The organism is Novosphingobium kaempferiae, from assembly GCF_021227995.1.
Taxonomy (GTDB): Bacteria; Pseudomonadota; Alphaproteobacteria; order Sphingomonadales; family Sphingomonadaceae; genus Novosphingobium; species Novosphingobium kaempferiae.
Genome location: NZ_CP089301.1, coordinates 2,351,678 through 2,369,180 on the forward strand (window position 1 = coordinate 2,351,678; position 17,503 = coordinate 2,369,180).

The 17,503-nt window shown below is 68.2% G+C and carries 13 protein-coding genes; 3 read left to right on the forward strand and 10 right to left on the reverse strand.

From position 1 onward, the window contains the following. Positions 1-65: 65 nt before the first annotated feature. The 6 genes from LO787_RS10620 to LO787_RS10645 form a co-directional block, all read right to left on the reverse strand. A complete protein-coding gene (locus LO787_RS10620) occupies positions 66-3,401 on the reverse strand; it encodes a trifunctional glycoside hydrolase family 18/polysaccharide deacetylase/glycosyltransferase family 2 protein (protein ID WP_232495802.1) in 3,336 nt (1,111 codons plus the stop codon). Between the two features lie 206 nt (positions 3,402-3,607). Beyond that, on the reverse strand, positions 3,608-3,790 hold the full coding sequence (locus LO787_RS10625; RefSeq protein ID WP_232495803.1) for a hypothetical protein: 183 nt from the start codon (positions 3,788-3,790) through the stop codon (positions 3,608-3,610). Next, the gene (locus LO787_RS10630) at positions 3,790-4,533 is read right to left on the reverse strand and encodes an AcvB/VirJ family lysyl-phosphatidylglycerol hydrolase (RefSeq protein ID WP_232495804.1); all 744 of its coding nucleotides are present in this window, start codon (positions 4,531-4,533) and stop codon (positions 3,790-3,792) included. Before LO787_RS10630 ends, LO787_RS10625 begins: the two co-directional genes overlap by 1 nt. Continuing rightward, positions 4,530-7,136 carry a bifunctional lysylphosphatidylglycerol flippase/synthetase MprF gene (gene mprF, locus LO787_RS10635; RefSeq protein WP_232495805.1) on the reverse strand — a complete coding sequence of 869 codons (2,607 nt, stop codon included), beginning with the start codon at positions 7,134-7,136 and terminating at the stop codon, positions 4,530-4,532. Before mprF ends, LO787_RS10630 begins: the two co-directional genes overlap by 4 nt. Further along, positions 7,133-7,573 (reverse strand): DUF2147 domain-containing protein, encoded by a 441-nt coding sequence (locus tag LO787_RS10640; protein ID WP_232495806.1) that lies wholly within the window; start codon positions 7,571-7,573, stop codon positions 7,133-7,135. Before LO787_RS10640 ends, mprF begins: the two co-directional genes overlap by 4 nt. Before the next feature lie 68 nt (positions 7,574-7,641). Next, on the reverse strand, positions 7,642-7,980 hold the full coding sequence (locus LO787_RS10645; RefSeq protein WP_232495807.1) for a hypothetical protein: 339 nt from the start codon (positions 7,978-7,980) through the stop codon (positions 7,642-7,644). A gap of 153 nt (positions 7,981-8,133) precedes the next feature. On the opposite strand from LO787_RS10645, the gene LO787_RS10650 reads away from it, so the two are divergent. Beyond that, the gene (locus tag LO787_RS10650) at positions 8,134-8,820 is read left to right on the forward strand and encodes a winged helix-turn-helix domain-containing protein (RefSeq protein ID WP_276574178.1); all 687 of its coding nucleotides are present in this window, start codon (positions 8,134-8,136) and stop codon (positions 8,818-8,820) included. Continuing rightward, entirely contained in the window at positions 8,817-10,205 is a 1,389-nt protein-coding gene (locus LO787_RS10655) for a sensor histidine kinase (RefSeq protein WP_232495809.1), read from the forward strand. Before LO787_RS10650 ends, LO787_RS10655 begins: the two co-directional genes overlap by 4 nt. On the opposite strand, the gene LO787_RS10660 is transcribed toward LO787_RS10655, so the two are convergent. Next, complete coding sequence (locus tag LO787_RS10660) at positions 10,168-12,507, reverse strand: transketolase (protein WP_232495810.1); 2,340 nt, start codon at positions 12,505-12,507, stop codon at positions 10,168-10,170. The two genes, LO787_RS10655 and LO787_RS10660, sit on opposite strands and share 38 nt — an antisense overlap. 137 nt (positions 12,508-12,644) lie before the next feature. On the opposite strand from LO787_RS10660, the gene LO787_RS10665 reads away from it, so the two are divergent. Beyond that, entirely contained in the window at positions 12,645-13,112 is a 468-nt protein-coding gene (locus tag LO787_RS10665) for an Lrp/AsnC family transcriptional regulator (protein WP_232495811.1), read from the forward strand. 7 nt (positions 13,113-13,119) lie between these two features. Here LO787_RS10665 and LO787_RS10670 read toward each other — a convergent pair whose 3' ends face one another. The 3 genes from LO787_RS10670 to LO787_RS10680 form a co-directional block, all read right to left on the reverse strand. Further along, a complete protein-coding gene (locus tag LO787_RS10670; RefSeq protein WP_232495812.1) occupies positions 13,120-15,231 on the reverse strand; it encodes a transglycosylase domain-containing protein in 2,112 nt (703 codons plus the stop codon). Positions 15,232-15,316: 85 nt separating this feature from the next. Next, complete coding sequence (locus LO787_RS10675; RefSeq protein ID WP_232495813.1) at positions 15,317-16,483, reverse strand: mechanosensitive ion channel family protein; 1,167 nt, start codon at positions 16,481-16,483, stop codon at positions 15,317-15,319. Between the two features lie 202 nt (positions 16,484-16,685). Then, entirely contained in the window at positions 16,686-17,450 is a 765-nt protein-coding gene (locus LO787_RS10680; RefSeq protein WP_232495814.1) for an SDR family NAD(P)-dependent oxidoreductase, read from the reverse strand. Between the last annotated feature and the right edge of the window lie 53 nt (positions 17,451-17,503).

A 17,503-nucleotide genomic window follows, 5' to 3' on the forward strand; every position in this document is an offset into this window, starting at 1 on the left:
AGATTGAGCGCGATCCAGCGCGTCCGCATCAGCGCCGGATTGCTTCGCTACGCTCGCAATGACGACTATGCCACCTGCGCCGAAACCCGCCCGCTGCGCTCCAGCTTGCCCCAGCCGACGAACCAGCCCGCGACGGCGGAGGCGATGGCGCGGATCACCACCCAGTACATGATCTGGCGATAGACCAGCCGCTGCGCCACCAGCAGGTGCGCCGGGTAGCGCGTCCGGCCCCGGTCAGCGTCGCCATCCAGCCGATAGGCGATCCAGCCGCAGATCACGTCGATCGCGGTGAAGGCCAGCCAGTAGACCGCCATGGTCCCCACGTCTCCGCGCGTCTGCGCCCAGCCGTGCGCGACGACGCGCAGCGTGGTGCCGATGATCGAGAGCACCAGCGCAAGGTCGATCAGCGGGGAGATCGCGGCGAAGGCGATCTGGAACAGCCACGCCTGCGGCAGTCCGACGAGGCCGAGCCCGGCGGGCTTGCGCTGCGCGATCACCGCGCGGTGCTTCCACAGGCACTGGAGCGTGCCGAAGGCCCAGCGGAAGCGCTGCTTGGCAAGCGCGGTGAAGCTCTCGGGCGCCTCGGTCCACGCCACCGCGCGTGGATCGTAGGTCACGCGCCAGCCCGCGCGCTGGATGGCGATCGTCAGATCCTGATCCTCGGCCAGCGTGTCTTCCGGATAGCCACCGACCGAATCCAGCGCTGCGCGCCGCCATGCGCCGACCGCGCCCGGGACCACCGTCATCGCATCGAACCCGGCCAGCGCGCGGCGTTCGAGGTTCTGCGCGGTGATGTACTCCACTGCCTGCCAGCGGGTGACGAGGTTGACCCGGTTGCCCACCCGCGCATCGCCCGCGACCGCGCCGATCTGCGGGTCCGCGAACCAGCGGGCAAGGCGGCGGATCGTTTCCGGCTCGAACTGGGTGTCGGCATCGAGCGCGATGATGACCTCGCCCCGCGCCTCCAGCAGCGCGCGGTTGAGGGCGCTGGCCTTGCCGCCGTTCTGCAGGGTGAGCAGCGTGACGCGCGGGTCGGTCCCGAACACGCTGCGCACGATTTCGCTGGTGGCGTCCTTCGATCCGTCGTCGGCGACGATGACCTGCAACTCAGGGCCACCTTTGTCACCATAGGCGCTGGCCAGCACCCGCGCGACGGAGGCGGCGATCACGCGCTCCTCGTTGTAGGCGGGGATGATGACCGAGACGGCGGGCTCGAAATGCGGCGGCTCGGCGCGCTTGCGGCGGCTCTGGAACCACGCGAGCGCCGCCATGATGACCGCGCGCGCGATGCCGAGCGAGATCGCGAGGTAGAACAGCCAGGCGAGCACCGCCGCCAGCGCCATAAGCGCCACGAAGGCGGCCACGTCCACCCGCACGGCGGCAAGGTCGGGCGTGGAGATCGCGGGCATGGCCCGTGCCTGCGGGATGCCGACAAGCTGCGATGCGGTGACGAGGGTATAGCCCTCCCCCTTCAGCGCGGCGATGATGCGCGGCAGGGCGGCCACCGTCTCCGACCGCTCGCCGCCGCCGTCGTGCAGGAGCACGACGTTGGTCGCGTTCTCGGGCGTGGCGGAATGGACCTGCCGCAGCACCTGGTCGACGATCTGGTCCTCGCCGGGGCGCTGCCAGTCGTTGGGGTCCACATGGAGGCCGACGACGGTATAGCCCGCCTTCTGCGCCTCCAGCGCGGGGCCGAGTTCGTCGGGCGTGGTCGGCTCGGCATCACCGAAGTAGGGCGCGCGGAACAGGGTCATGCTGCGCCCGGTATAAGCCTCCACCAGCCGCTGCGTCGCGTTCAGTTCCAGCCGCGTCTGCCCCGGCCCCGCGTTGGCGAGGTTGGGGTGGGTATAGGTGTGGTTGCCCAGCTCGTCCCCGTCGGCGACGATCCGCTGGAGCAGGCCCGGGCTGCCGAGCGCGTTCTCGCCGATCACGAAGAACGTCGCGGGGACGTGCGCCGCCTCCAGCTCGCGCAGGATCTGCGGGGTCCACTTGGGGTCCGGGCCGTCATCAAAGGTGAGCGCGATGCGCTTGGGATCGCTACCGCCCGAGCGCTGGACGACGTAGGGCGTCGGCAGCGCGCCGTAGGTCTCGTCGCGGATCACGCCGTTGGGATCGAGGCGCACCGTGCGCTCGCCATCGCGCGGAGTGGCGGTGATGCGCAGGATCTCGCCCGAGCCCTCGATATCGGCGCTGCTGAGCGCGCGCGGGGTGGAGAGGTCGGGCGTGCCGCCCTTGCGGAAGGCGGTGAGGTCGTTCCAGAAGCCCGAATCCTCGGTCCCCAGCCGCCACAGCGCCATGTCGCGGATGCCGAGGCGTTTCAGCGCGGACAGCTCGTTCCAGCTGGTCGCGGCATCGAGCATCCAGACGGTGTGGTGCCTGCTCTCGTCGTCGTAGGCGAAGGCGGCGTTGCCGCTGGCGGGGTCGAAGGCGATCCTCGCGCCGCTGTCGTGCGCGGCGAGCCAGGCGTCCTCGATCGCCAGCGCATCGGTATCGTCGCCGTGCCAGTCGTAGGCGTAGCTGCCCAGCGCGACGACGATGTGGTCGGGGCCGATCCTGCGCAGCGCGCCCTGCACTTCGCGCACGAACCAGTCCTGCGCGGCGATCGGGCCGGGGGTGCCGCCTTCCCAGTGCTGGTCGTAGGCCATGAAGATGACCTTGTCGGTCGCCTTCGCCAGAGCCGTCAGCGGCCAGCCGCCCTCATCATCCGCAGGCGCCGTCACGGCCAGCGCGGAGCCTGCCGGAAGCGCGGTGTGCAGCGCGCGCAGGAACGCGAGGTAGTCCGGCATGGCGCGCGCGGGCAGCGCCTCGAAGTCCATCACCAGCCCCGCCTCGTGCCGCTGCGCCACCACGCCCGCCAGCCGCTGCGCCAGCGCGAGGCGCTGCGCGGGGTCGTGGAGCAGCGCCGCCGTGCCCGCGCCGTCCCAGCCGTCCGCCGCGACGTTCTGGACCATCGGCAGCACCCGGAAGTGATGCGCCTGCCCGGCGACAAGGCGGTCGAAGCGGGCGTCGGCCTCCACCGTCACGTCATGGTGCGGCCCCGCCACGTTGACCAGCGCCGGCACCACCCAGTCGAGATCGTTGCCGTGGTGGACCAGCGAGAGGAAGCTCGCGTCGTTGCCGGGCAGGTAGAACCCGACGCTCAACGGTTTCTGCCCCGCTCCCACCTGCCCGCGCCCGCGCGGCAGCCACGCCTTGAGTTCGTGCTTCAGGCGCGATCCGTGCAGGGTGGAGGGTTTCAGCTTCGGCGTCGGCAGTTCCAGTTCGCGCTGCGCAGGCACCGCCACCAGCGTCGTCGCGAAGGCCGCCGCGCCCAGCAGCACCGCCGCCAGCAGCGCCGCGAGGACACCGCGTGCCCAGCGGCTGCGGCGGCCGGTGGGGTCGTAGAAGATGGGCTTGCTCATGACGGTACGGGTCCGGGGGGAGAGGGAATGTCCCCCGCGCGATAAACCCCGCGTGCTCTCGGCGACCTGATCGGCGCCTTAAATTTTCGTCATGTTGGGGAGTGGGCACTTCGTCATTGCGAGCGCAGCGAAGCAATCCAGCGGCGTGGGCCGAGCGTGGATTGCTTCGCTGCGCTCGCAATGACGACGGAAGGAGCAGCTTCCCCTCACCCCATCATCCCCGAGCGGAACCACCGCCGCATCGCGGGCAGCCGCCGCAAGTCGCAGCCGCAGACCTTGCAGCGGCAGTGCTGCACGCCCGAGGCGTCGATGGTGATCTTGCGCGAGGCGACATGCCGTTCCGCGCGGCAGTCGACGAGGGTGCCCGACGAGAGCGGTGAGGAGGCCATCAGGCGATTTCTCCGGGAACGGCGGCGCGCAGCGCGGCGAGCGTGGTGGCGACGACGCGGACGTGGTCGTGGTTGAGGTGATGGTCGCCCGGCAGGCCGATCACCGCGACGTGCGTGCCGCGCAGCGCGGGACACAGGCTGCCCGGCTCGCTGAGGCCGTGGACGCAGATCACCGGGGCCCAGTCGATCGCGCGCACCCCTGCCAGCGGATGCGCATCCGCCTTGCCGAGATAGGCGAGCCCGCTGGGATCGGCGCGGAAGTAGACGTCGAGCGCGGGCACGGTCAGGTCGATGGCGGCAACTTTCGCGCGCAGGTCCGGCGGCAGTTCGGGTGCCACAGTGGCAACAATGTCCGCGCCATAGGACTGCCCCATCAGCAGCACGCGCTGCGCGCCGGTTCGAGCCAGCGCAAGCCGGATCGCCCCTTCCACGATGGCCTGCGCCTCGGGATAGGAGCGCTGGTGCGCGAAGACCGCCGGAGACGTGACGCCGATCACCGGGATGCCATGGTCGCCCAGCGCCTGCGCGACATCGCCGCTCATCCCGAAGTGAAAGCCCATGTCGCCGGACAGGAACACCGCCGCCAGTGGCGGATGCGCGCGCCCCTCTTTCCGGACAGCCGGAAATTCGCGGATCGGCTGCGTGCCCAGCAGGCCGAACATCGGCGCATGGGTCACGATCGCGGCCAGCGCGGCGAGCCCGGCCAGCGCGCCAAGAATGCGCTGCCTGATGCGCCCCCTCATGCCACCTGCCTCCGCAGCGGGAGCGCCGGGCGCGGCGGTTCCCGCCCACCCGTTCCGATCAGGCGCGAGACATCGTGCAACCCCTGCAGCAATCCGATCCCGTGCGGGCCCGCGACATAGCGCGATTCCCAGCGCGGACCGAACTTCTCCTTGTAGCCGCGCAGGCCGCGAAAACCGTAGAACCGCTCGCCATGGCGGAACACCAGCGCCGCCGCCTTGGCCCAGGCGGGGGCGAGATGACCGCCCTCGATCCCGGACAGCGGCACCATGCCCAGCGTGAAACGCTGGTAGCCACGCGCCTTGGCCCAGAGCAGCAGGTTGGTGAACAGGAAGTCCATCGTCCCGCGCGGCGCATCCTCGCGATGGCGCATCAGGTCCACCGAAGCCTCGGTGTGATCCTCGGTACACCACAGGTTCGCGAAGGCGACGATGCGGTCCTCCACCATGACCAGCGCCATGTCGAAGTTCGACAGGTACTGCCGGTCGAACGCGCCGAGGCTGAAGCCCTTCTCGCGCTGCCCTTTGGCCTCCATCCATTCGTCGGAGATCGCCTCAAGCTCGTCGAGGATGACCGGCACCGCGCCTGCCGGGACCACGCGCAGCCGCGCCCCGGCGCGCGCCGCCGTGCGTTCCGACTTGCGGATGGAGCGCAGTTGCGGCGTATCCAGTTCGAAGCTCGTCAGGTCGACCACCGCCTCCTCGCCGTACTTCACGATCTGGAGGCCCATGCCGATGGCAAGGTCCAGCATCGCGGGCGAAATCTCGTAGAGCACCAGCCGCCCCTGCTGGCGGTGCGATAGGTCGCGGATGGCCCAGAGCAGTTCGCCCCACGATCCTTCCGCGCCCACCGGATCGCCCATGACGACCCAGCTCGTCCCCTTGACCTGATACATCAGGAAGGCGTCCCCGGCGGCGGAGACCAGGAAGCGCTTGTCGCCGGTCAGCGCCAGCATCGCCTCGGTGCGCGGGCTGGTGGCGAGGATGGCGCGCACGGCCTCGTCGTCTCCGCGCGCGGCCTGTGTGTCGCCGCGTGCGGGGCCGGGGGCGAAGAGACGCCAGATCGCGAAGCCTGCCAGGAACACCGCGCAGGCGAGCGCCGCGCGCAGGTAGCGCGGGGCATCGGCACGCAGGGCGAACTTCCACCACAGGTCGTCGTCGTAGGGGACGTGGCGATAGGCGAAGAGGCCCGCCCACAGCGCCAGCCCCGCCGCCATCGCCACCGCCGCCGCCCAGCCTGCGGTCAGCGGCGCTTCGGTCAGCGCGGTGCGGCGATAGAACGCAGCCCGCGTCATCTGGAGGAGCCCGGCCAGCGCGAGGCAGGCGATGGCTTCCTCGTAGTCGATGCCCTTGGTGAGCGAGAAGAACGCGCCCGCCAACAGCAGCAGCCGGGTGGCGTGGAACGCCCCGTCGAGCCGCCGGTAGAGCCCCGGTGCGAGCAGCAGCAGCGCGGTGCCGACAAGGCTGGCGGCGATGTGGCTCGCCTCTATGAAGGGCAGCGGCAGCAGGTCGGCCAGCAGGCCCATGCGCGCGTGGATCGCGGGGAGCGAGCCCGAAAGCAGCAGCATCCCGCCGCCAAGGAACGTGGCGCTCGCCAGCACCAGCGGCGAGAGGCCGGTGGCGACGCTCTGCACGCCGCCGAAGATGCGCGCCACGCGCGCGCTGCGCGTCCCCTCGCGCCAGGCCAGCAGCAGCGCGGCGAGCGCAAGGGGGAGCAGGTAGTAGACGAGGCGATAGGCGATGAGCGCTGCGAACAGCTGCGCGCGGTCGCCCGGTACGATCGCGAGGACGACCGCCTCGAACACGCCGAGGCCGCCGGGAACGTGGCTCACCAGCGCGACGATGATGCCCAGCGCATAAGCGAGCACGAAGGCGGGCAGTTGCGCCGGGTCTGCGCCGGGCAGCAGCACGAAGAGCGCCGCGCCCGCGCAGGCGATGTCGGTCACGCTGACGCCCACTTGCGCCGCAATGGCGCGCCCCGAGGGCAGCGGCATGCGGATGCCTGCCAGAGAACGGGGCAAGGCGATGCGGCGCGCGCGGGTGGCGGCGAAGGCCAGCGCGCCGAGCAGCGCCAGCAGGCCCGCTCCGCCAAGGTGCGTCGCATCGGCGCTGAGCGCCACCGCGCCGAAGTCCAGCCCGCCGGAATGGACCAGCATGGCCGCTCCGGCGACCGCCAGCACGCCCGCCCAGAAGTTCGCGGCGGCGAGCATGACGACCTTGGCCACCTCCGGCCCGTCGAGCCCGGCGCTGACATAGATGCGATAGCGCGCCGACCCGCCGGTCAGCAGCGAGAGGCCAAGGTTGTGGCTCAGCGTATAGCTGGTGAACGAGGCCAGCGCCGCCGTGCGCCACGGCAGCGGCCGCCCGATGGTGCGCAGCGCGAGGAAGTCGTAGAACGTCAGCGCGAGATAGCTCGCGGCGGTGAAGGCGAGGCTCAGCGCGATCTGCCCGGCGCCGAGCGCATGGAACGCGGCGCGGACCTGCGAATAGCGGATCTCGTGCGTCAGCGAATCGAGCGCGACGAAGCCCAGCGCGATCACGGCAAGCACGGCGGCGATTTCAAGCGCGCGACGGTGCCGCTCGATCAAGGAAAGCAGCGCGGTCATGCCGGAACTCCCGCAAGGCGCGTCCACACCTGCGAGCGGCAGAACAGGCCGCCGAGGATGCAGCCGCTGATCTTCAGACGGTCGGGAGAGAGCGGCTCGATGTGCGAATCGAACCTGCGTCCCATGTCGGGCACGTAGACGGTGCCCTGCCACGTCGCCGGTCCCGCCTGGTGGTAGTTCTGTAGCAGCTCGGTGCCGTTCAGTACCGCAATGCCGCTGGCCTGCGCATCCGCCCTCGCCTTCGCATTCGCCCAGACGACGCGGCCGCAAAGTCCCTGATTTCCTTGGCTTTCACAGGGTCCGGTGCGCACCGCGACGCTGTGCGAGGGGTTCAGCCAGATGCCTTGCGCCAGATCGGCGGGCGATGCCTGCGCACCCGCCGGAACGGCCAGCGCGGCGGCGAGGAGCGGGATCAGCAGGGTGATTTTCCGTGACATGGTGCCACTCTGAACCCAGCCGGATTGCACCCATTTCTCCGCAACATGAAAAATCGGCAATCTGTCGCTCAGCCGCCAAGCGAGTAGGTGATGACGAAGCAGGCCACGGTCAGCAGCGACATCGCAAGGATGAACGCCGCGTCCGCTACCCGCTCAAGTCCGTGCAGCCGCGTGGAGGACTGCACCCTCAGCGCGAAGTAGGAACACAGCGTCGCCAGCAGGAACAGCAGCGCATCGGCCGAAAGCAGGTCGTCGGCGATGGTCTCGTGCCCGCGCACCATCACGGCGACGCGCAGCAGGCCGATTCCCGTCATGCACACCCCCACCATGCCCGACGCGATCGGGCAGATCAGGCGGCAGGTGCGGGCGTCGAGGCCCGTCGGGTCCGGTTCGGTCTCTGTTTCCATGGCGGCGGCCTTGTCGTGAACGGTGTCACGCGGATACGATGGCGCACGCCTCCCAGCGCTGGAGAGGACATGAGCAAAAGTTAATCCGCTCCTCACAAGGCGGAAGGGCAGCGTGCCCCACAAAACGGCAGGATGCATGAGGAGAAGCCCGGTTTGAGCCAGAAGATCCTGCTCGTGGAAGACGACGCCGCCACCGCCGAATTCATCGCCAAGGGCCTCGACGAAGCCGGCTTCACCGTGGACCGCGCCGCCAACGGCCGCGACGGCCTGTTCCTTGCGACAGACGGCGGATATGCGTGCATCGTCCTCGACCGCATGCTGCCCGGCCTCGACGGAATGGCGGTCCTGGCGGCCTTGCGCGGCGCGGGACTGGAGACCCCGGTCATCATCCTCTCCGCGCTGGGATCGCCGGAAGACCGGATCAAGGGCCTGACCAACGGCTGCGACGACTACCTCGTGAAACCCTTCGCCTTCGCCGAACTGCTCGCCCGCATCCGCCTGCTCATCCGCCGCGGAAACCCGGCCAGCGGGCCGGATACCGTGCTCCGATGCGACGATCTGGAGATGGACCTCCTCGCCCGCCGCGTCCGCCGCGGCGAGCGCGCGATAGACCTCCAGCCGCGTGAGTTTCGTCTACTTGAGTTCCTGCTCCGCCACGCCGACCAGGTGGTGACCCGCACGATGCTGCTGGAAGGCGTGTGGGACTACCACTTCGACCCCGGCACCAACGTCGTCGATGTCCACCTCAGCCGCTTGCGCAAGAAGATCGACGAGGGCGAGCCCCGCCGCCTGCTGCATACCGTGCGCGGCGCGGGCTATCGCATCGGGATCGAGCCGTGAAACCCTGGCGTTCGACGACGTTCCGCTTCGCCGCGCTCGTCTTCCTGTTCCAGCTCGTCGCCGCAGCCGTGCTGCTTCTTGGGCCGGCGCTGCTGCTGCGCTCTCAGAGCCATGCCAACGCCGTCACAGTGGCGGAAACCCTGCGCGACGACCTGCTGGACGCCTATGCGGACGGCGGAACAACCGCCCTTGCCCGCGCCGTCGATGCCCGCGCCTCCCGCGGGATCGAGCGGTCTACGGTGCTGTTACTCGCTCACCCCGACGGCACGCCGGTTGCGGGCAATCTCGACCACCTGCCGTCGGGTCTGATCCCCGATGCCCCCTATACGCTCGTAAAGCTCGTCCGCCCCAGACATGCTTCGCCCGAGGCCGTACTGCTGCAGTCCGTCCGCCTGCGCGACGGGTCTGTGCTCGTCACCGGCACCGTCGTCGAGAGCGAGCGGCAGGTCATCGCGCTGCTCGAGCGTACATCGCTGATCGCGCTGGGCCTGTCGGTCATCTTCGCAGCATTCGCAGCATTCGTCTCGACCCGGCTAATCCTCAACCGTTTACAGGCCAGCGTCGCCACCTTGCGCGACGTCCGCGAGGGCCGCCTTTCCCGCCGAGTTCCGGCTGATCCAACGGGTGACGCGTTCGCGTTGCTTGGCAGCGAGGTCAACCAGGCACTCGACCGGATGGCGGCGCTCAACGCCGAGTTGAAGCTCGCGACCGATGCGCTGGCGCACGATCTGAAATCGCCACTGACGCGCATGCGCGCCGCGCTCGATCGGGCAGCACAGCATGTCGAGGATCCGCTGGCCCAGCCCTTCGTGGATCAGGCGCTGACCGAAAGCGACCGCCTGATGGCTATCGTCGAAACCGCGCTCAGCATCACCCGCGCCGAAGCCGGCATGGGCCGCGAGAGTTTCGAGGCTTGCGACCTGCCCGAACTGCTAGAAACCGTCGCGGAGATATACGCTCCGCTTGTCGAGGATCAGGGGCGCGCGATTGTCGTCGAGGCCCCCGGGCATCTGTCGCTGCGGGTTCACCGGCAACTGCTGGATCAGGCTCTGGGCAATCTCGTCGACAACACGCTGAAGTACGGGTCAGGCACGATCACCCTGTCACTGGAGTCTGAGCCAGGTGGTGCAACCATCGTGGTAGCCGATCAAGGCACCGGTATTGCGCCGGAACGGCGCGAACAGGCGCTGCGCCGGTTCACCCGCCTCGACGAAGCGCGTGGTGGGTGGGGAGCGGGGCTCGGCCTGTCGCTGGTGCAGGCCGTGGCGCACCTCCACGGCGGCGGCGTAGACCTCCACGACGCAGCGCCAGGGCTCGCGGTGCGGATCAGGCTGGCTGATCCGCTCCTCAGTCCTCCAGGAACAGTTCCGCCGCCGCGTCGATGATCGAGTCCGCGTCGAGCCGGTAAGTGCGGTAGAGGTCGGGCAGGTCGCCGGTCTGCCCGAAACGGTCGGTGCCCAGCGGGCTGACACGCATGCCCTTCACGCCGCCAAGCCAAGACAGCGCGCCAGGCGAACCATCGAGCACCGTGACCAGCCCGGCTCCCGGCGCCAACGCACCCAGCAACGTCTCGACATGGCTCGGCGCCTGCTTCTCACCCGTCCAGCGCGCCGCACGGCGGGCCGACCAGCCACGATGGAGCAGGTCCGGCGAGGTGACGTTGAGCAGGCCAAGACCCGGTAGGTCTTCGGCAAGCTGCTCCCACGCCGCCAGCGCCTCGGGCGCGACGACGCCGGAGAAGGCGATCGCCGCCTGCGCGCCGGGTGCCGGCTTCCTGAGCCAGTAACCACCCTTGAGCGCATCGGCCTGCCACGCATCATCCTCGCGCGCGACCTGCGGAATCGAGCGGGTCGAGAGGCGCAGGTAGACCGAACCGCCGTCCTCGCGCTGCATGTGCTCGAAAGACCAGCGCATGATGAGCGCCAGTTCGTCGGCAAAGGCCGAGTCGAAGGCCGTCAGCCCCGGCTGGCCCATGCCGATCAGCGGCGTGTTGATCGACTGGTGCGCACCACCCTCCGCAGCCAGCGTCAGGCCCGAGGGCGTACCGACCAGCAGGAACCGCGCGTCCTGATAGCAGCCGTAGTTCAACGCATCGAGCCCGCGCGAGATGAACGGGTCGTAGACCGTCCCCACCGGCAGCAGGCGCGTGCCGAAGTGCGGCCCCGCAAGGCCCAGCGAGGCGAGCATGATGAAGAAGTTGTTCTCAGCGATGCCCAGTTCGATATGCTGGCCCGCCGCGTGCGCCGCCCACTTCTGCGCCGAGGGAATTTTTGCCTTCTGGAACACGTCGGCCAGTTCCTGACGGCGGAACAGCCCGCGCTGGTTGACGAAGCCGCCAAGGTTGGTCGTCTGCGTCACGTCGGGCGCGGTGGTGACGATGCGGTCACCCAGTTCCTCGCCGGACTTGGCGATGTCGAGCAGGATGCGCCCGAACGCAGCCTGCGTGGACTGGTCAGCACCATCGGGCACCGCCAGAGCGGGAACGCGAACGGTCGGTGCGACCGGCTCCGCCGCCTTGCGGGCGATGGGGCTCGCCTTGACGAAGGCGTCGAGCGCAGCGGCGGCATTGTCGCCAAGGCCGCCCCACGGTTCCCATTCCTGGCCTTCCGGGATGCCCATTCGGGTGCGGAACTGCTCCATTTGGGGCGGGTTCATCATGCCCGAATGGTTGTCCTTGTGGCCCGCTAGCGGCAGGCCGTGGCCCTTGACGGTATAGGCTATGAACAGCGTCGGCCGGTCATCGTCGCAGGCATCGAAGGCGTCGATCAGGCTCTCGATGCAATGCCCGCCAAGGTTGGTCATCAGCGCCGCGAGAGCATCGTCGTCGTAGCTGTCGAGCAGCTTGCGGACCTGCGCCTTGTCGCCAATGTCGGCCATCAGCCGCGCCCGCCAGGCCGCGCCGCCCTGATAGGTCAGCACCGCGAAGTCGGCGTTGGGGCACTGGTCGATCCATTCCTCGATCGCCTTGCCGCCCGGCTTCCTGAACGCCTCGCGCTGGAGCTTGCCGTACTTCAGCGTGACGACGCGCCAGCCGCAGGTCTCGAAGATGTCGTCGAAGCGGCGGAACATGCGGTCCGCCGTCGTGCTGTCGAGCGACTGTCGGTTATAGTCGACGATCCACCAGCAGTTACGCAAGTCGTGCTTGTAGCCTTCGATTAGGCATTCGTAGATGTTGCCCTCGTCGAGTTCGGCGTCGCCCATCAGCGCGATCATGCGCCCGGCGTCCTCTTCGCGGACCTGCCCGTGCGCCACGAGATAGTCCTGAACGAGACTACTGAACGCGGTCACAGCGACACCTAGACCCACCGAGCCGGTGGAGAAGTCGACCGGGATGGTGTCCTTGGTGCGCGAGGGGTAGCTTTGCGCACCGCCAAGGCCGCGGAAGCGCTCCAGTTTGTCGCGCGTCTGCTCGCCCAGCAAGTAGTGGATCGCGTGGAGCACCGGCCCGGCGTGGGGCTTTACCGCCACCTTGTCCTGTGGACGCAGCGCGTGGAAGTAGAGCGCGGCCATGATCGCCGTCATCGAGGCGCAGCTGGCCTGATGGCCGCCGACCTTCAGACCATCGCGCTTCTTGCGCAGGTGGTTGGCGTTGTGGATCGTCCAGGCAGAAAGCCACAGCAGCCGCTTTTCGAGCGCTTCCAGCGTCTCGACGAGTTCGGTGCGGGTCTGGGTGATCGTATCGGCCATGTCTGCTCTCCGGAGTGGCGCAAGGCGCCATCGGAGCAGGATACGTGGGCGAGGCCTTTCATGTCCTTGCGTTGTAGGCGTTCAGCAACATATGATTTGGCAATATCTGCCATTCATGCGTTTCATTGAGACGATATATGCCACAGACTTCCCTCGACCTGATAGATCGCCGAATCCTGGACGAACTTCAGTCCGATGGTCGCATCACCAATCAGGAACTGTCGGAACGGGTCGGCCTCTCGCCCTCGCCGTGTCTGCGGCGGCTCAAGCATCTGGAGAGTGAGGGCGTCATCAGCCGCTACGTCGCGCTGGTCGACCCGGAGACGGTGGGCCTCGACGTCAGCGCCTTCGTGCGCGTGCGGCTGGACCAGCAGGACGACCGGCACCTGGAAGCGTTCGAAACGGCGGTGGCGCAGTTTCCGGAGGTCATGGAATGCTATCTGATGACCGGAGAGGCGGACTACCAACTGCGCGTGCTGGTGCCTTCACTCGGCATGTTCGAGGATTTCCTGCGCTTCAAGCTGACGCGCATCGACGGCGTGTCGCAGGTGACGACGAGCTTTGCGCTGAGGCCGGTGGTCTACCGGACCAAGATCCCGGTCTGAACCCTTCTTACGGCGTCGACGACGGGCTTGGTGGGACCGATGATCTCGGTGCGGTTGGTGCGGATGAACCCGGTTCGATGCGCAATCCCTGCCCGTCCAGCTTGACGTCGAGCGGCACGCCCTCGACGCGAGTGCTCAGAACTGCCTGCCCATCCTCGATGCGAATGTGGTTATCACCACCCACCGGGATATCGCCCAGATCGGGCACGTCGAGCGGCTGGACGGGCCCATCGGGATCCGCAGCCTTGCGCGACGGCGGCGCGGGTTTCTCGCCCAGCGCCTCACGCATGAAATCGCGCCAGATGCGTGCTGGTACGGTGCCGCCGGACACGCCCTTGAGCGGCGTGTTGTCATCCTTGCCCACCCACACGCCGACCACCAGATCGCCGGAATAGCCGACGAACAGCGCGTCGCGATTTTCCTGGCTGGTTCCGGTCTTGCCGAAGTTGGGTCCGCGCAGGATCGCCGCCCTGCCGGTCCCACGATTGACGGTTGCCCGCAGCATCCCCTCGATCGCCTTGTGATCGCGCGAGGAGAGCGAGCGCTTACCGTCGAGCAGCCAGTCGAACCAACCCGCCTCGGGCACCGGGAAGGCGCGCGGAGCGACCGGGAAGCTGTTCGCGGCAACACCCGCATAGGCCGAGGTCAGCTCCAGCAGCGTCATGCTCGCCGTGCCGAGTGCAAGGCTGGGGTCGCCCGTCGGCAACGGGGAGGAAACGCCAAGCCGCCGCGCCATATCGATCACCGCCTCGTCGCCGACCTGATTGAACAGCCGCACCGCCGCCACGTTGCTGGAACGCGCGAAGGCGTCCTCCAGCGTGATCGTTGGCGAATAGGCGCCACCGGCGTTCTGCGGGCGATAGGAACCGGTCTCGATGGGCGTGTTGGGGATGGTGTCCTCGGGTGTCATCCCGGACTTGAGCGCGGCGAGATAGACGAACAGCTTGAAGGTCGATCCCGGCTGGCGGCGCGCCTGCGTGACGCGGTTGAACGGACTTTGCGAATAATCGCGCCCGCCGACCATCGCGACGACCTCGCCATTCCGGCGCATCGCCACCAGCGCGACCTGCGTTCCCGCGCCCGCCTGCCGGATGGCACGGTGCGCCGCGGCCTGGAGGCGGGAATCGAGCGTGGTGCGATAGGTCTGCCCGGCATAGCCCGCCGCCTCGATCTGGCGCGCCTGAGGGAGCGCCCAGTCGGCGAAATAGGTGCCGGTCGGCAGCTCGGCGCGGTCACGCACGTCGAGCTTGGGCGTCGGCACCGCCTTGGCCTCGCGTGCGGTCATGTATCCCGCATCGACCATCGCCTGCAGGACCACACGCATCCGCTTTTGCGAAAGCGCAAAGTTGTTGGTCGGCGCCAGCCGCGAAGGCGCCTTCATCAGTCCTGCGAGCAGCGCAGCCTGACCCGCGTTCAGCTTCTCGGGCTGGCGGTGAAAGTAGTGCATCGACGCAGCGCGGATGCCGTAGGTATTGTCGCCGAAGTAAGCGTTCGACAGGTAGCGTTCGAGAATCTCGTCCTTGCTGAGCCATGCCTCCAGCCAGAAGGCGATCAGCATCTCGCGCGCCTTGCGCGTCATGCTGCGTTCGGCGGTGAGGAACGTGAACTTCGCCAGTTGTTGCGTGATCGTGGAGCCGCCTTGCGTGCTGCCCCCGGTCAGGTTGCTCAGCGCGGCGCGGGCGATGCCTCGCGGGTCGATACCCCAGTGCGTGTAGAACCGGCGATCCTCGATCGCGAGGAAAGCCTGCGGGACATGCGCAGGCAAATCCCTGACCTTCACCGGCCCCTCGATAACCGCGCCGTTGCGGGCGATCGGCGTGCCGTCGGCGGCGAGAAGGGTGATTTCCGGCGGCGCGATGGGTTGGAGCGACTTCGACAAGGGCGCGGTAACGGCCAGATAGGCGACCATTAGCACGAACAGCGCCAGCAACCCCGCCAGCGTTCGGACGATGCGCTGCTTCCACGTCCAGCGCTGCCACGGCAGGCGTCGCCACAGCCAGCGCCACGCCCGTCCCGGCCAGCTACGCCAACCCGTATTGCCGGACAGGGGTGTCTCGACGAGCACGTTGTCGAGCTCGGGCGTGCGGGAATCTGCGGCTATGTGGCGGGAAAGCTCCATTGCCGCCTGCGTTTAGCCGATTCTCCGGCCAAGCGCATCCGCGCTTTCGACGAAGGTCGTCCCGGGCTCGGCCCGGGACGAGCGATCAGTGGGCGCCTTCGCTTTCGTGATACGGCATGACCAGCGTACCGTCGGGCGCGGCGGTATAGCTGATCTGTGTGGGATAGGGGATCGAGATGCCTTCCTGCGCAAAACGCCGGACGATGGCCACCATCAGCCGGTCACGCAGCGGGTGCGCGACATTCCAGTCCCTGCCCGGCACGTCGACGAGCAGGCTGAAATCGAGCGAACTTGCCCCGAACGTCTCGAAGCCTGCACGCGCTGCCTTGCCGCCTTCCGCCTCGACCAGTTCCCGGAGGATGTCAGGCACGCGCGCCAGCTTCTCCGGCGGCGTTTCATAGGCAACGCCGATGGTGAACGGCAGGCGGATGTGATCGCGTCCGCTGACGTTGAGAATCTCCATGTCGAGCAGCTTCTTGTTCGAGATGATCCGCAACTCGCCGGTGTAGGCGCGCACGCGCGTGGACTTGAGGCCGATCGCCTCGATCACGCCTGAGCTGGTGCCGAAGCTGATCTGGTCTCCCTTGGAGAAGGGCCGGTCGAAGATGATCGCCAAGGCCGCGAAGAGGTCCGCAAAGATACCCTGCGCGGCCAGACCGATGGCGATGCCGCCGACACCGAGGCCCGCGACGAGGCCGGTCACGTTGACCCCGATGTTGTCGAGCAGCACGACCGCCGCGACCGCGAACACGGCGACGCTCACCAGCAGGCGGATCAAGCCCATCGCGTTGATGATCGCCTCGCCCTTGAAGTGCTCGCCCGAGGTCTTGTGCTCGATGGCGCCGAGGATGAACTCGCGCGCCCAGATCGCGCCCTGCATCACCGCTGCCAGCGTGAACAGGAACGTCACCAGCCTGTCGATCATGGGCGGGGTCTGCGCATATCCGTCCACCGCGCGGATCGCGACCATGATGATGAAGTAATTGGTCGTCTTGGTCACCACCCGGCCAAGGATGGTCAGCCAGTCGCCCCGCCCGCGCTCTGCCCGGCACAGGCGCGCGCCGAGGCCGCGCAGCGCATAGAGCGCCGAGACTATGGCGACCGCGATGCCGATCGCGATGATGATCTGGAGCCAGTAGGCCTGGAACCAGGTCACGGTGGCGTTGGACAGGTCGTGCAGTTGCCCCTGCACGTCCGGTACGGCCGCCCTGGTCGGCGTGACCGCGGCTTCGGTTGTCTTGCTTGCGCTCATCGCGTGCTCGTAATCCTGCGTCTGTGGGCCGGAAAGCGTCACGGTGCGACCCGTGTCGGCCCTGGGGAAGACGCACGCGCACTAGGAATGCGCGGCGTCGGCGCGGGCCTGTCCAATCGACCGGCGCCCGGATTGTTCCCGTATCGACGCGGTTCCCGGGGGTCAAATCTTGCGTCTGCGCAAAATCCCCGGAAGGGAGCGGCTAGTCTGCGGTCCATCCCCCATCGACGACAAGGCTGGTCCCCGTCATCATCGCCGAGGCATCCGAGGCGAGGAACAGCACCGCGCCCATCAGGTCTTCCACGGTGCCGAGGCGGCCCAACTTGATCTTGGCGAGCACGCTGGAGAGAAACGCCTCGTCCTCGAAAAACGGCCTGGTCATCGGCGTCTCGATGAAAGTTGGCGCGATGGTGTTGGAGCGGATGCCATGTGCTGCGAGGTCCAGCGCCATGGCCTTGCTCATGCCCTCCAGTGCCCACTTGGAAGCACAATAAAGCGAACGGTTGGGGCCGCCGACGTGACCCATCTGCGATCCCATGTGGATCAGGCTGCCCCCCTCCCCGGCTGCCATCATCGCCCGAACGCAGGATTGGGCGACGAAGAAGGCGCTCTTGAGGTTGAGGTCGAGCACAGCGTCATAATCCTCGACGGTGACGTCCCACAGCGGCTTGGGCCGATTGGTGCCCGCATTGTTGACAAGCACATGAAACGCCGGACGTTCCGCGAAGAAGGCATCGACGGCCGCAAGGTCGGACACGTCCAGCGTCGCCGCCTCTGCGCTGCCGCCCTGCGCCACGATCCCTGCCGCCGCGGCCTCGATCTCGACCCCGGTCCGCGCGACCAGCGTCACTTCCGCGCCCGCCTGTGCCAGAGCGGCGGCAGCGGCAAATCCGATACCCCTGCCCGCCCCCGTCACCACGGCGCGCCGTCCATCGAGGCGAAGGCTGGGCGTGACGGGCAGTTTCATCGGCTAACTCCTTGGATATGCGCGGACAGACAAGAGCGCTGAGCCCCGTCTGT

Excerpts from the sequence above, each read along its gene's own strand:
- LO787_RS10620 (WP_232495802.1), bottom strand. The coding sequence starts at position 3,401 with ATGAGCAAGCCCATCTTCTACGACCCCACCGGCCGCCGCAGCCGCTGG.
- LO787_RS10625 (WP_232495803.1), bottom strand. The coding sequence starts at position 3,790 with ATGGCCTCCTCACCGCTCTCGTCGGGCACCCTCGTCGACTGCCGCGCG.
- LO787_RS10630 (WP_232495804.1), bottom strand. The coding sequence starts at position 4,533 with ATGAGGGGGCGCATCAGGCAGCGCATTCTTGGCGCGCTGGCCGGGCTC.
- mprF (WP_232495805.1), bottom strand. The coding sequence starts at position 7,136 with ATGACCGCGCTGCTTTCCTTGATCGAGCGGCACCGTCGCGCGCTTGAA.
- LO787_RS10640 (WP_232495806.1), bottom strand. The coding sequence starts at position 7,573 with ATGTCACGGAAAATCACCCTGCTGATCCCGCTCCTCGCCGCCGCGCTG.
- LO787_RS10645 (WP_232495807.1), bottom strand. The coding sequence starts at position 7,980 with ATGGAAACAGAGACCGAACCGGACCCGACGGGCCTCGACGCCCGCACC.
- LO787_RS10660 (WP_232495810.1), bottom strand. The coding sequence starts at position 12,507 with ATGGCCGATACGATCACCCAGACCCGCACCGAACTCGTCGAGACGCTG.
- LO787_RS10665 (WP_232495811.1), top strand. The coding sequence starts at position 12,645 with ATGCCACAGACTTCCCTCGACCTGATAGATCGCCGAATCCTGGACGAA.
- LO787_RS10670 (WP_232495812.1), bottom strand. The coding sequence starts at position 15,231 with ATGGAGCTTTCCCGCCACATAGCCGCAGATTCCCGCACGCCCGAGCTC.
- LO787_RS10675 (WP_232495813.1), bottom strand. The coding sequence starts at position 16,483 with ATGAGCGCAAGCAAGACAACCGAAGCCGCGGTCACGCCGACCAGGGCG.
- LO787_RS10680 (WP_232495814.1), bottom strand. The coding sequence starts at position 17,450 with ATGAAACTGCCCGTCACGCCCAGCCTTCGCCTCGATGGACGGCGCGCC.